The organism is Rhodocytophaga rosea (assembly GCF_010119975.1).
GTDB classification, from domain to species: domain Bacteria; phylum Bacteroidota; class Bacteroidia; order Cytophagales; family 172606-1; genus Rhodocytophaga; species Rhodocytophaga rosea.
The window spans coordinates 8,779,466-8,793,188 of the sequence record NZ_CP048222.1 but is presented as its reverse complement, the minus strand read 5'-3'; the positions used below and the strand labels follow the sequence as shown (position 1 = coordinate 8,793,188).

Here is a 13,723-nt window from a genome sequence, read left to right as displayed (position 1 = left end):
TTAAACTCTTCCTCTACTTAAATTCCTGATTTCCTGGTAGAAGACATGGAGCCATTATTAGATGGTATGGAAAGCCGAAGATACAGACAAAAAAGTTATTGGTCCAAAAAAGCAAAATGAGGAGTATCCATGGAGCAGGTAAATGTAGAATTGGATAGGAGGCTAAAGTGATAAGGTTTAAAACACTTTATCTATTAACATTCAGCCTTTATAGTCATCCTCCGGGAAAATATACATATACCTTCTTAAACCGATCTGAAAAACTTTTCTTAACATAGCAAAGCTATTGCTTTTTACTTTGTGGGATAACTCTGTTAGGTATATTACAAGAGCTACAGGATTTATTTAGAAATAAGTTCGAAAGAAAGGCTTAACAAATGTTTTTAGCCTCCTTAAGTATATAGCCAAGTCCTTATATTAAATAACCATACCAGCAAGCTAATGACTATTACTCTTTTACATGGAACCTATAGAATTGTACTGGGTATTTTGTTTTTATTTGCTTTTAGCCTATCTACGCTTAATGCTCAACAGGCAATTCATCCTTCCAACATCAAATTTATCAGACAGGGCGTACAACGGCTGATTTTTGATTCTCAACAAGCCATTCTGTTAGCTAAACTGGACCCTTCATCCATTGTAGGACTTTCATCCATGCATCCCCAAACCATTTATAGCGCGGATACGGCTAAGCTCTCCATACATAAAGGACTTTTGAGAGTAGCCTCCCCACAATATACAGAGACCAGTATTTGGCTGGGCGCTTGTAATCCTTTTGCCACTTATTCGGCTCAGGTAGAAGCTCCCAAAGGGAAGGGTGCCATCGGTTTTGAATTCGCAAATTCTGGCAATACAGATCGTTTTCAGGTTGTTATGAACTTTAAAGATGGCCAATACAAGGATGTGGTACTAAAGATTGTGCTTAACAAGATCATTGTCCATGAACAATCCATTGTAACTACTCCTATTCCCTCTATTAATGGCCCGATAGAATTGATTCTACAGATGTTTGGCAGTGGCTTAAATGTATATATCCAGGAATCCGGCCTTCCAATCAGTATTGCTCAAGCTGATTTTAGTCAATTACTTGATTTACGCAGGATTGAAGTGATGCATTCTTTTCAATCCCGATTGGTATGTGTGCTGGACAAAGGTGAAATCTCCATCTCCCATGCCCGGTCAGCCCTTACAACTGGCGTTGGGCAGGCTGATATCCGGGCCATTACCCATAAAGATGGCTCCCCTTATCTTGATAAAGGAAGGTTGTGGTACACCCTTTCCATCCGCGGCCGGGGCCTGGATCATCATTTACAAGGCGTATTCAGCTTAAATCCTTCTGCTTTTGATTTAAAACTTGAAGGGATAATTGTCTTTGACCGGGATGATGGCTTGCTGCGTAATGAAATTTCCTCGCATATATTTTACGACGATGATGCTAAAATGTGGCGGGGATTTACTACCGGGTTTTCTTTTGCAGCTAATCCACAAAAGGAACAAAAGCAAATATGGTTTATCGAAAGCAAAGTTGATCCCAGGTTTGGCTTTTCCATTATGAAAGCTAAACCCACTAATATGGTGGGTGATATAGAAGATTCGCATATTATCTATGATACCAGGGTTAACAAATGGAGGCTGCTCACCTGTGAAAATACAGGTGGCTACAAAGCTATTCTACTAGAGTCAGATACATGGAATGGGATTTATAAAAGAATTGCAGGTCCGGTTCAAGCCAATTCAACCGGTACCTCCCTGCAACAGATTGGCAATACATGGTATTGTTTTTCTGGTAGCTCAGAAAGAAAGATCTTCATTTACACCTATCCGGATTTACAACCGGCAGGCATCCTACAAATAGATTTGCCTCCATGGGATGATAAAGCCGGCAGCCGGGTTTGGCCAAATATCATTCAACTACCTGATGGATATGCCACTAAATATATAGCCTTAATGATGGACCGCTATAATTACCCTGGATTAAAAGGACCAAACTGGACCTATGGTGCGCTTTATTTATATTACGGATATTAACTCCATCTGATATATATGGTACCTTATCAAACATGATGAGGGCATTTTGTACCAATAGAAAAATCAATGAAACAGTTAATTTAACTTCCTGTTATTTTGAACTAAAGTGTGGATTGGCAAAATTGGAGTTTATAATAAAAGTAGAATCTGTCAGCATATAAAGGAATGCGGGAATATCTTTTCTCATTTAAGGTTAGATTCATCTTTTCTCCTATTATTTCGTTGCTTATTCCTTTAATAAATGGACTTAGGGTAGGACCTGGGTGTATATGTTCACATTAGTCCTTGCCAATGCGTCTACATCATATCATCCATTTTATTAAGCCCTGCAATCATACGCTGTCACCATAATTAACTTTACTGCTACCCGCGTGCCTTATGAACAATAACAACATTGCTACAAAACCCCATTACCCTATTTTAGACGGCTTACGCGGAGTAGCCGCCATTATCGTTGTTGCCTTCCATCTTTGCGAGCCGCTTGCCACCAGCCGTTTTACACAACTGGTGAACCACGGTTATCTTGCCGTCGACTTCTTCTTCCTGCTGTCGGGTTTTGTTATTGGCTACGCCTATGACGACAGATGGAACAAGCTTACCATCGGTGGCTTTTTTAGACGCCGTATAGAACGGCTCCAGCCTCTGATCATCTTAGGTATGACGCTGGGTGCCATAGGATTTTACTTCACCGATTCCACGCTGTGGCCGCTGATCCACACGATACCAGTATGGAAACTGCTCCTGGTTATGCTCATCGGGTATACGGTACTTCCCATCCCGTTATCTATGGACATCCGCGGCTGGCAGGAAATGCATCCATTGAATAGCGTAGCCTGGTCGTTGTTTTTTGAATACATCGCCAATATTCTGTATGCTGTCTGGGTCAGAAAATTCTCAACCTTAGCATTATCCGTGCTGGTGGCCATCGCCGCTATCATCTTATTCCACTTGGCATTAACCAGTGCAAATGGAGATGTTACAGGTGGTTGGACACTGAATGTTGCACATATTCGGGTGGGACTTACCCGGACCATGTATCCCTTTTTCGCTGGCCTGCTGTTATCGCGGGTGGCAAAACCGGCTCACTTCAGGAATGCATTTTTTTGGTGCAGTCTGTGGATCGCTGTGCTCCTTTTTATGCCTCGTATTGGTGGTGCTGATCACCTGTGGTTAAACGGCTTATATGAAGCCATATGTATCATCTTCCTATTTCCCGCTATCGTTTATATGGGCGCAAGTGGCAAAGTTGATAATCCGGTCGAAAATAAGGTATGCAAGTTTCTGGGTGAGATATCTTATCCTCTATACATGGTTCATTACCCGCTGGTCTATTTCTATGTCGCCTGGATAAGCAATCATAAAGGCATCACAATGGCAGAAGCCTGGCCTTATGCCTTGCTTACATTTTCTGGTGCAATTCTACTGGCTTATATGAGCCTGAAGCTATATGATGAACCTGCCCGCAGATGGCTTAGGAAGAACTTGAAATAATGGACAATGGCGAATTTTCAACTGTATTTGTAGGAGAGCATATTTAAATCAGGCCAAATCATCCTACGAACCGTATTTGCACCAATTCTCACCAGCCGCTTTGGCACAAGCATGGCCTGTTATGATTATATAGCTAATTTAATTTATTGCCAAGTCTTTTACTACTACTACCAAATTTCAATAGAAAGAGGCATAATTATAAAAAAAACCCTTAGCCGAACATATTACAGTGATAAGGATATTAAAGATTATCACGTTGTTTTTTCTTGGCTAAGGTTGCCAAAAGGAGGACTTTAAGTTAACTACTCGTACTTTTAACTTAAACAAATGAATGTGATCATCACCAGGATTATTCTTTTACAGGCCATCATTTGACAAATACTTTTACCCAGTCTACATACATAGTTCCGGTGCCTGCAGCGATTGCTCCTGGCACAAAATTATTTCCTAAAAAATCACCCCCATAAGCCAGGCTTAAAACAATACGCTGTTCTTTGTCCCAGAGTTCTGGAATATAATGTCCTGAACTTAAAGGGTCAGGGTCATAGGTCTTTGTATCTATGAGCAACTCATCAAAGTAATATTTAAGCTCTTCTTCTCTCCACTCAACCATAAATATATGATAACAGCTTGTTAAATCTGCCACACCAACCTCAAATTCAGCCCCGGATACCAGATTATTACCCGGACTTGTTCCATAAAAGTAATTCGTTTGATACTCCGTAGGAACATTACCCAGAACATCCACTTTACTTTCCATAATATCAATTTCTCCATTTTGAGGCCACTGCTCATTGGGTCCATCAACCCCTAAAGTCCAGAAGGCAGGCCATAAGCCGTAGGCAGTTGGCAGCTTAATACGGGCATATATTCTGACTTTGTTATAATCTGAGCCTCTAAAGGTCTGGATACTTTCAATTCTGCCGGATGTATATTCAAAATCCCCAACTTCTGTTGGCCCTGCATAAGGAGAGATAGCTCCATCTTCAATGTGTTCTTCTTTTGCCGTTATCATCAGGTCAAGATTACCTGCGACATCACTATTTCCCAGCGTTAAATTTGCCGGCTGATAGTATTGAAGTTCGTTATTATAAGCCCCGCTCGTCCAGTAGGTCCATTTTGTTTCATCTAAAGTTGGATTTGGAGCCCCAGGCGGTAAAAGAATGCCTCCCTTCCCAAAATTATCCTCAAAAAGTATATTCCAGCCTTTGTTAATTAAACTGGCTTCATCTAAAACAGATCCACATTTAGTGATTACAGGTGCTATGCGATGAGGTATGGCTTTAGTTGTACCCGGTTCGGGGAATTCCTTATTTTGAGTACAACCTACTGATAATAAGCAAAAAACTACGGCCAGATAGAGTCTTTTATCAGCTAAAAAATAGGTGAGCTGCTTAGCTGTTTCAACCATAGAGAAGCCATGGTTCCTGTTGTAGTTTATTAATGAGTGTGGTTTCATTTGAGTAGGATTATTGATTTGAAGTGTGCCCCACAGAAAAGAGGAACATATTATAAGAGGTTTACTAGTAGCGTAGTAAAATGAGTCAAACAGAGACAGGAGTTTATTTTTTTATAAACTTTACAGTGAAGTTGTTATGACTCACCAGGTAGACCCCAGGTTTCAGACGGCTTATGTCTAACAAATTATTTTCCTTTTGTATATAGAATTGGGCAATAAGCGTACCCATGAGATTTCGAACGGTTACCAGATTATCCTTTGAAAAGCCCCGAATACGTATATGCAATTGATCATCTGTTGGATTGGGGAATACTGTAAAGTGTTGATCGGGATCTGCTGAGAAATTTTTGCGTGCCCAAGAAGGAATGAGCGTAAACGTAATATAAGTTTTTACCGGATAGCGGTACAGCACAATATTATCTACTGAAACAACATTATCTGCTCCTGTCTGCGTAATGCCTTCTTTAAGTATAGTATTGGTAGTAGAGTCGATCTGACTCCAGTAGATGGTCTGACCTGTACCAGGTTTGAAATGTTGAGGTTTCCGGATCGAAACAGAGGATACTAATGAGTCAAAAGGGCAATTGTCATTTACATATATGGCCTCATTGATCAGCCAGGCACATACCTGCCACCTGTCTGGTTGATCGATCAGTGATGTGGTATTCCACTCATGATATCCTCCATAGGTTCCCCAATCGTCTCCGTTTCCACCAGTGGCAATCGTGCCAATCGTGCCATCCCCCGGCTCAAACGCATTAGGGTCAAGCCGATGGTTGTAGAAAGCAGGAAAAGTCTTATTCCGGTATTTCAGTTCTTCATAGCCGACATTGTCTCGAAGGGTCTGGCCTGTAGATGCTTTCGAGTGGGTCCAGTGGTCATTATACAATTCTCCCGTTCCAATGCCATGTCCTCTTTCACTCCAGTAGAGTTGCATGCCCCAGCCTAAAGAATCCGCTTTTTTGTATTCACTCACTACATACGCATCCCACATCATAACCCCATTTTCATCATTCTTTCCGTGAAACATTCTCACCAAGGGCAAATCCCGCCTGTATGAATTGCGGTCGTTGAGATTAAAGACCTGCTTAATCGCCACATTACTGCCATCACGCCGGTAGAGATTCGTAGGGTTGTTCCAAGCCGTATCACCAAACAAAGTATAGCCCTGATCGGTGTTACTATGGCCATTCAGCCCATTATTAAATATCGTTGCTGTGGCATAGCGGGCTGGGTAAGTTTTCATTAGTGCAGTTGTTCCTGCTGAACCCATACTATGTCCGTTGATGTGAATTCTTTCCGGGTCAACATGATATTTCTGGATCAGCCAATCCTCAATCCAGTGCAGTCTTCTTTGCGTATAGTTGATGATTGTATCATTAAAACTAACCGCATTATTATCAGGGCTATAAGGGTCTTTGTTTTTTGCCCACCCAAAAAACCAACTGTTGCTATGCTGATCATTCAGGCGGTTGGAAACATACGCTACAAAATCATCATTATGGGCAACCAGTATGCCTTCTTGTGGTTTAATATTCACCAGGGGACGGCTTTTGGGTAAAGATTGTATAGCCTTTCCATCCCCGCCATGCAACCAGATACAGGCCGGAATCTTTTTTCCACCAGTAGTATCCATATCAATGGCCTCGCTAACAATAAATATACTTGGTTGTCCATTCTTATGCTGATTAGCCATTACCGGAAAATCAGCCCGGCCATTCCAGTGGTCAGCCCGGCCATCGGCCCACATGGCCCAAAAAGTAGTAGGATAGCCCTCGTTTACTTTACTTACTTGAGGATGGCTTATGACAGGATCATTTACCGGATCATAGCTATAACCAATAGCTGAATGGGTTCTATTAATAGTGGGATTAACCAAGGTATCTCCCCGCTTTACTACAGCAAAATAAGCGGAATCCGTGCTATGAGGCGTAAAGACAAATAGTCCCTGGGTGGTGTCTAATTGATGATAGCTTCCATTTATTGAAGGCACATTCCAGTTAAACGTTGGATTATTAATCTGATCTTTCAGGGCGCCTGCTGCCCATTCCCAGTGTGCTAACTTGCCGATAAGCGATGCCTGATGGGTAGAAGTAAAAGGTGTAGTAGCGCTGTAAATCTCATAAATCTCTGGTCGGGGATTTGTTTCTTTCCATACAATCCACACTTGCCCGTATTGATACCAGGCATGGACTTGACTCTGGGCATGGCTACCAAAGGAAGTAAAAAGTACTAAGACTAAATAAAGAAAGTGATTTTTCATAATGATATGCTAAATACTTAAGCCGGATAAGTTGAGCTAGGGTGTAATGAGTTGCAGAAAAGCCTTGATCAATAGATATGCAAGAAAGAGTAGTAATATTCCAGATGGAGAACGCTTCTCATCTGGAATATCAGCATTTACTTAAGAAAGGTAGGTAAGCAAGGAGTAGAAAAATAGCTTCATTTCACTATTGGTATGTAATATTTTGTAAGTGGTCAATTGGAAGCTATAAGTGTTTTGTGTAATAGCTAATCTTCTACTTACCAATTGGCCAGCTCTAAAGGTGGCCTCCTCCCTTAAAAGCAGAGAATTTTAAAGTAAATCGAAAGGGGAAGCTAATACAACACCTCCTTTCATGTACACAACATAGTTTGCATAGAGTGTAGGTCAAGAACAATTTTTTGCCTGACATAAAGCAAATTTTCTTATGTTACAATTCAGCAACGTCCGCCTATGGTTTGATAAATTTTTATATCTTGCTTAAAAAGTTAAAAAATGAATGATCGAACTCAGGAAAATAGCACCGGAAGATACCCTTGAGGTAAGTAAACTCAAAGATGAGTTCAACCGCTATGCTGTGCAGATGAGAGTCCAGTGGCAAGACTTGTCGTTGGAAGAAAAACAAACTTTGTATGACAAACTCAGAAAAGTAGAAATCGAACTGTCTAAGCATGAGTAGTAGGGAGGAGGTACAGCTTACCATTAAGCCGCAATACCATAATCTTAAACATAGGTATTTATGCGTTCCTATATTGCTTACTATAGAATTTCTACAAAGGGACAAGAATTATCAGGTTTAGATTTGGAATTGAGAACATAACGCCGGGTGGTAGAAAGTTTTGTCAATAAAAAAGGCTTTATTCTGGAAGAATTTACAGCTATCAAGCCATGTAAGAGTGATAGCTGAAGAGCTTGCACAAGTCATCACCCAAGCCAATCAAAAAGAAGCTATTTTGCTAATTGTAAAGCAGGATAGGCTGTCAAAAAAACATAACCTTTATTTTCTCGCTGATGGATTCAGTTGTAAAATTCTTGCCCGAGGCTAATGAGTTTGCCATTCATGTTTTGCTGCCCTTGCTCAGCAGAAACGTAAAATGATATTAGCTTGTACCAAAGCAATTCTTGAGGCAAAGAAATAAGCCATTGCAAAGCTAGGTGCTTTCATTCACTTTACCATGAGCACCGACAGCAAGGAGGGAAGGTTAACTACGAAAAGGCAATTGAAAAACTTTCTAATAAACCGGCAGCTACAATCATTGTAAGATAAAGGATGGACTATTAAGGCCATTGCAGATGAACGCAACTCGGATAGTTACCAAACTTCTATAGGAAAGCACTTCACCCCATGAGCGTCAAACGGCTCTTTAAAAGATATATTCCTCCATTGGAGCTATAATGTAGCAAAATAGAAACAGATTTCCAGTGTAAGTGTGGCCGGAATCTCATCAAACAGCCCCTGTTTTTAAATGAAGGGCTGTTTGATGAGATATAGCTAGAATGTAAAACTATTTAGAAATTATTTAAGCCTAACTTAACGTACAATCAATTATACAACCCAGCAGAAAGCTTTAAGGATTATGAGCCTAGTATTTTTCAAATTCATGATCTAATACATCTGAATTCATATCTAACTTTACTCCACTTATTGTTTGCTTGCTATTATTAACAGGTTGTACAGGAGCAGAAGTAGAAGGCTGTTTTACCGGAGCGTTTGTACTTCTAGTGAGTAGTGTTTGAAGATCAATTTTAAAGAAGGCTATCGTAGTTTTAAGTTGAGCAGCCTGCGTAGAGAGTTCTTCTGAACTGGCTGCTGTCTCTTCAGCAGAAGCGGCATTGTTTTGAATGACTTGATTTAGCTGTTGAACAGCACTATTAATTTGCTCAGCTCCCGAAAACTGCTCCATGCTCGAAGCGGCTATTTCCTGTACTAATCTGGATGTTTTCTCAATATTTGGCACGATGGCTTCCAGAAGTTTTCCGGATTTCTCAGCTATCTCTACACTTGTAGAAGATAAAATATTGATTTCTGTAGCCGCCAGTTGGCTTTTTTCTGCTAATTTACGCACTTCAGCAGCAACTACCGCAAAGCCTTTTCCATGTTCGCCAGCACGGGCTGCTTCTACGGCTGCATTTAACGCAAGCAAATTAGTTTGTTTGGCAATTTCTTCAATGATAGAAATCTTTTTAGCAATGGTTTTCATCGATTCTACCGTTTGATTTACTGCCAGAGAACCTTCCTGAATATCTAGTGCGGCTTGCAGGGCTATTTTTTCTGTTTGCTGGGCATTATCAGTATTTTGCTGGATGTTAGAAGTCATTTCCTCCATAGAAGAAGAAACTTCTTCAGCAGAAGCGGCTTGTTCAGTTGCACCCTGGGATAGCTGCCCGGAAGAAGAATTCATCTGCAAACTAGCTGAACCAATTGTTTCTGAAGCGGTTGTTACATGAGAAATTACACTTTTAAGCTTGTAAACCATATTTTGCAGGTATTGCAAAAGTTCGCCTATCTCATCTTTAGTAGTGGTATCCACTTTTATAGTTAAATCTCCTTCCGCTACAGCTTTTATCGCTTCTTTTGCCAGAATAAGAGACTTAGCAATAGAAGTAATAATCCAATATGATACCCCCATAACTACAATAACGATTATACACATAAAAAATATCATAGTATTCCGGGATTGGCTATAGGTTTCTCTTGTCTCAGTTTTTTCAACGGCCAGCCTATCTGCATTCATCTGTATAATTTTAGCAATGAGCACTTCAGAATTATCATGAAATGTTTCAGCTTTACTTTTTCCTAATTCATGTGCTTTTCTGTTATTATTTGCATTGATACTCTTAATAGTCTCATCATTTACAGCAGCGGCCTCATTTGCTGCATTTAATCTGACAAGTTTTTTCATCTGATTAACAACTTTCGTATAATCCTTCCAGGATTTGCTGAACTGGTCAATTATTGTTATTTCTTCTCCGGTTGCTAATTCTCTTAATTGAATAATCTTAGGTTTGAGATCTATGTTCAATTCATCGATTTCATCAATGTAATTTTCTATATCTTCCTCTGAATCTGATAATAACATATTCTTTTCTGATTCTGAAACAGATAAAATATCAGAATTAATATTTCCTGCTATTACAATTTTCTGTGCCGTGCTGGTTGTGAGTTGTTCTACACGATCATTGAAATTAGATAAAGAAAATACACCTATAAGGAAAATGAGTGCTGATAAGACTAATAAGACTGTAAAACCTAGAATCAGCCTGACTCTGATAGTAAAATGCATAACTTTCAGTAATTTTTACTTGTGAATTTCTATAGAGATATAACTTTGCTGCTATTCTTTTTCGCTTTGATTGAAAGAGCAGCAACAAGGTCAATATGGAATAATATAGATCTTGAATATAATATAAATCAATAGGTTACAAATAATTATTCCATTAGCTATTGTATTTTGATTGTAGGTTTTTAGTAGAAAAGTTAAATGGATTGGTATAAATTCAACAGATATTGACCTTATTTCAAATCATCTGAATGTTAGTTATTTTTAACTCCAGTCTTAGGTACTCACTCAACTGCAATATACTTTCGTAATCGTCTCATCAAATCAGTATCAGTAATGTGATAAAACTATACTATCTGAGGCCTGTTTTTAATACAAATACTTAGCGAACCAACAGGTAGTTAAATAGTTAATCAATCGTCTCAGAAAAGCATGGTTTTTGTCAACCTATAACCGGAAAAAACCATGTATGACTTTATTCATTTAAATGTATTCATATATAGAAAAATGAGAGATTTGGAGGCCGTCATATTCGTGCTAAGGTTGCTTGATTCTCTTTGCCTCCCATTCAATTGCTATTTGATCGTTAATTATTTTCGTCACCTGGCCATCAGTTCCTATGATGAAATTGAGTTTCCAGTTGATAGTACGCACAAATAACCTGGTTGAAGAAGTTGCTCCCAGTTCCCTTTTTGGTAACGTGGGAAGTTGAAGGTATAGTTTCCCACTCTCCTGGCTGATAGTCATATGCCAATTCTTGTCTCCATAATCGCCCACAAGCAATGCTGCTTGCTTATCGGTGAGCTGAACTTCGACTACCTTCTCTACAAAGGGGGAAATGGCGTTGAACCAGAACTGGTGCCAGGCCCTCGACTCGACGCCTATCACATTTCCAGCCTGGACAAGACCTATGCATATCGCACCTATCCAGGTAATTTGGTGAATGCGTTTTAAAGTAAAATAGTCATAAATAAGCAGTGGAACCAGAAGTAAGTCCAGGTAGAGAAATCGTATAAAGATAAAAGTATTAATACCTGGCAAAAACCGGATGCGGTCGATGGCCGCTTGCAAAATAACGATGGTAGCCAGTAAAAGCAGACGTTTATGGGCTGTGGTATCTTTTTTTCTTACGAGCATACCCCAGGTAAAGAATAGTCCAAACAGAACTACCTGATTCAACGCAATGAGTAGCACATCAAATTGAGAATCTTCCATGGGCGGATTATTGGCAATCAAAGCCCGAAAGGTGACTATAATCATCGTGAGCCAAACGAGTATGCCCAACCCAAAGGAAATCATGCCTAATTGCCGGTGAAGTCTCAAATTCCCCTTTGCTGCCAGAAAACTCTGGGTAAAAAACATGGCTAACCAGGCGCTCATTATCACGCCATGCAGATGGGAAAACCAATGCACCTTCAATTGTCCACCAAATATTACCACATAATCGGGAACAAAACCTAATAAAACCAGAATAGGAAACAGGCAGGCCATCGCTACAAAGAAATACTTGACATAGCGGGTTTGAAAGGTGCTACTGTTCATGCGATGCCCGGTAACCGAAGCAGCACTTATGCCAGGCGTTGAAATTTTATTCATTAGATTAGTCGTTCAGCTTGTATGATTGTTGTTTGTTTCTTGATCTTAAGGGGTAAAAGCGAGTTTTATATGTGACTCTCCCGCAGCAGTCGGCGGCCGATTAAGATAGTCCAGAATGGAAGTGTGAGGACTCCCATAGGCGAGCCCACCCAAAGGAACCAATGCAATACCATATTGGCAGGGGTAATAGGAATTTTTGCAACTGCCTCTTCGGATGCCGCCGGTATTTGAAGAATAATGGTATCAACAAAAATGGCATATCCCAAGGGAAAGATCCCAACAAGGGCAAGGCCAAACCCCACAATTATTCCAAACCAGCGAAGTCCTGGAGAAAGATTGTTCCTCAACCGCCAGCAAACGACCATGAGCCACCCTCCGAATACACCTTGCGGAAACATATAGAGTACTTCTGCCACCACTTTTGGTAGTGTGAGCAACAGACAGAAAACTACCCATAGGACTGCTCCGACACCCATAGAAAGTATGGTTCTACTCATGCCAGGAGGCCTTAGCAGTGAAAGTTTATGAAGCCCAAAGACGACTGGAATCAGAAGTAGAAACTGAAGAAAAACGCCCCCATCGTGAACCCTGGATAGGAAAATAGTTACTTCCTGGCTGCTGGAACGTAAAATCAAGTACGTGATTAACGATCCGGCTGCCAGGATGCCAATTATGCCGCTGGCGATGGCTGCCCATCCTGACTTGCGATAGGAGAAGGTCTCCTGTATGTTTGCCTTAGAAGTGGCAGGTACAGAAGAAACGTATACTTTAGTAGGCATAGAAATAAATGTTTAGGCGGTGTTAGCAGGATTATTGCTTTTTTAAATCGCACAGAAAAAGGTTCCTATTGACCAAATCTTGATCAGATGCCTCTATTGTATGCAATGATTATCAGCATGATTAGCGCAGAAGTAAAGAAGCTTGTCAATGTTGTGAGCTAAACAAGATTTTTAAGGGATAGCTTAAATTGGGAGGCATCTAAACTATAATGGATCTTGCTTTTAGGAAAGGCTTTTCCAGGTATTTGCCTTCGATATACTTAGCCTAGTGAAATATGGCCTTTTCCACTTTTTATTAACAAGCTTCTCTATACAAAATCCGATGATGAAGAAAAATAAGTATAAACCGACCATACAAGCCGCCGCATATATAAATGCCCATTGCATCCAGTAAAAGGTCATCTCCAGAATACGCCATTTTGCTTCCGTGTAAACTTCTACATCCGCTGGTACATGAGTGGGAAAGGGTACAGCAAGTAAAAAGGCTGCTAGCGGTCGTTTGGTAAACCTACACACCGCTTGTTGCTTCTTAGCACATGGCCGGTTGTTTGGTTGAAACAGGGCTTTAAAAGAAAATGCTTCATTAGAAATTGCCTTCATAAGAATGTATTTGAAGATTAATAGTAGGGTTGCTTTATAAGAAATGCTATAGGATCACTCAATTAATTATGGCTGCCTTCCTGGTAGGAGGATAGTTTGTTTTTTGGGTGTAAGCAAACAGAAATTGATGGAATAAATGTAGCAAGATATAAAAAGGCATACCTAATAGCCTCCGTTCTGATGATATCAATCTGGTTGCACAAAAAAGCGGAAATCATCCACGTTC

The 13,723-nt window shown here is 40.2% G+C and carries 9 protein-coding genes; 3 read left to right on the top strand and 6 right to left on the bottom strand.

Annotation, left to right across the window (positions count from 1 at the left end; all coding sequences use genetic code 11):
• Positions 1–441 precede the first annotated feature (441 nt).
• Together GXP67_RS35970 and GXP67_RS35965 are read left to right on the top strand one after the other, a co-directional pair.
• Entirely contained in the window at positions 442–2,028 is a 1,587-nt protein-coding gene (locus GXP67_RS35970) for a hypothetical protein (RefSeq protein ID WP_162447609.1), read from the top strand.
• 378 nt (positions 2,029–2,406) lie between these two features.
• Positions 2,407–3,519, top strand: a complete 1,113-nt coding sequence (locus GXP67_RS35965) for an acyltransferase family protein (RefSeq protein WP_162447608.1) — start codon at positions 2,407–2,409, stop codon at positions 3,517–3,519.
• A gap of 367 nt (positions 3,520–3,886) precedes the next feature.
• On the opposite strand, the gene GXP67_RS35960 is transcribed toward GXP67_RS35965, so the two are convergent.
• Positions 3,887–4,978 carry a glycoside hydrolase family 16 protein gene (locus GXP67_RS35960; RefSeq protein ID WP_162447607.1) on the bottom strand — a complete coding sequence of 364 codons (1,092 nt, stop codon included), beginning with the start codon at positions 4,976–4,978 and terminating at the stop codon, positions 3,887–3,889.
• A gap of 103 nt (positions 4,979–5,081) precedes the next feature.
• The gene (locus tag GXP67_RS35955; protein WP_162447606.1) at positions 5,082–7,241 is read right to left on the bottom strand and encodes a T9SS type A sorting domain-containing protein; all 2,160 of its coding nucleotides are present in this window, start codon (positions 7,239–7,241) and stop codon (positions 5,082–5,084) included.
• Positions 7,242–7,740: 499 nt separating this feature from the next.
• Here GXP67_RS35955 and GXP67_RS35950 point away from each other — a divergent pair, with 499 nt between their 5' ends.
• Positions 7,741–7,920 carry a hypothetical protein gene (locus tag GXP67_RS35950; RefSeq protein ID WP_162447605.1) on the top strand — a complete coding sequence of 60 codons (180 nt, stop codon included), beginning with the start codon at positions 7,741–7,743 and terminating at the stop codon, positions 7,918–7,920.
• A gap of 904 nt (positions 7,921–8,824) precedes the next feature.
• Here GXP67_RS35950 and GXP67_RS35945 read toward each other — a convergent pair.
• The 4 genes from GXP67_RS35945 to GXP67_RS35930 form a co-directional block, all read right to left on the bottom strand.
• Complete coding sequence (locus GXP67_RS35945; RefSeq protein ID WP_197901615.1) at positions 8,825–10,525, bottom strand: methyl-accepting chemotaxis protein; 1,701 nt, start codon at positions 10,523–10,525, stop codon at positions 8,825–8,827.
• A 534-nt stretch (positions 10,526–11,059) separates the two neighbouring features.
• A complete protein-coding gene (locus GXP67_RS35940) occupies positions 11,060–12,118 on the bottom strand; it encodes a hypothetical protein (protein WP_162447604.1) in 1,059 nt (352 codons plus the stop codon).
• 65 nt (positions 12,119–12,183) lie between these two features.
• Positions 12,184–12,897: a hypothetical protein gene (locus tag GXP67_RS35935; RefSeq protein ID WP_162447603.1), complete on the bottom strand. Its 714-nt coding sequence runs from the start codon at positions 12,895–12,897 to the stop codon at positions 12,184–12,186.
• 222 nt (positions 12,898–13,119) lie between these two features.
• Complete coding sequence (locus GXP67_RS35930; protein ID WP_162447602.1) at positions 13,120–13,497, bottom strand: hypothetical protein; 378 nt, start codon at positions 13,495–13,497, stop codon at positions 13,120–13,122.
• Positions 13,498–13,723: the final 226 nt, after the last annotated feature.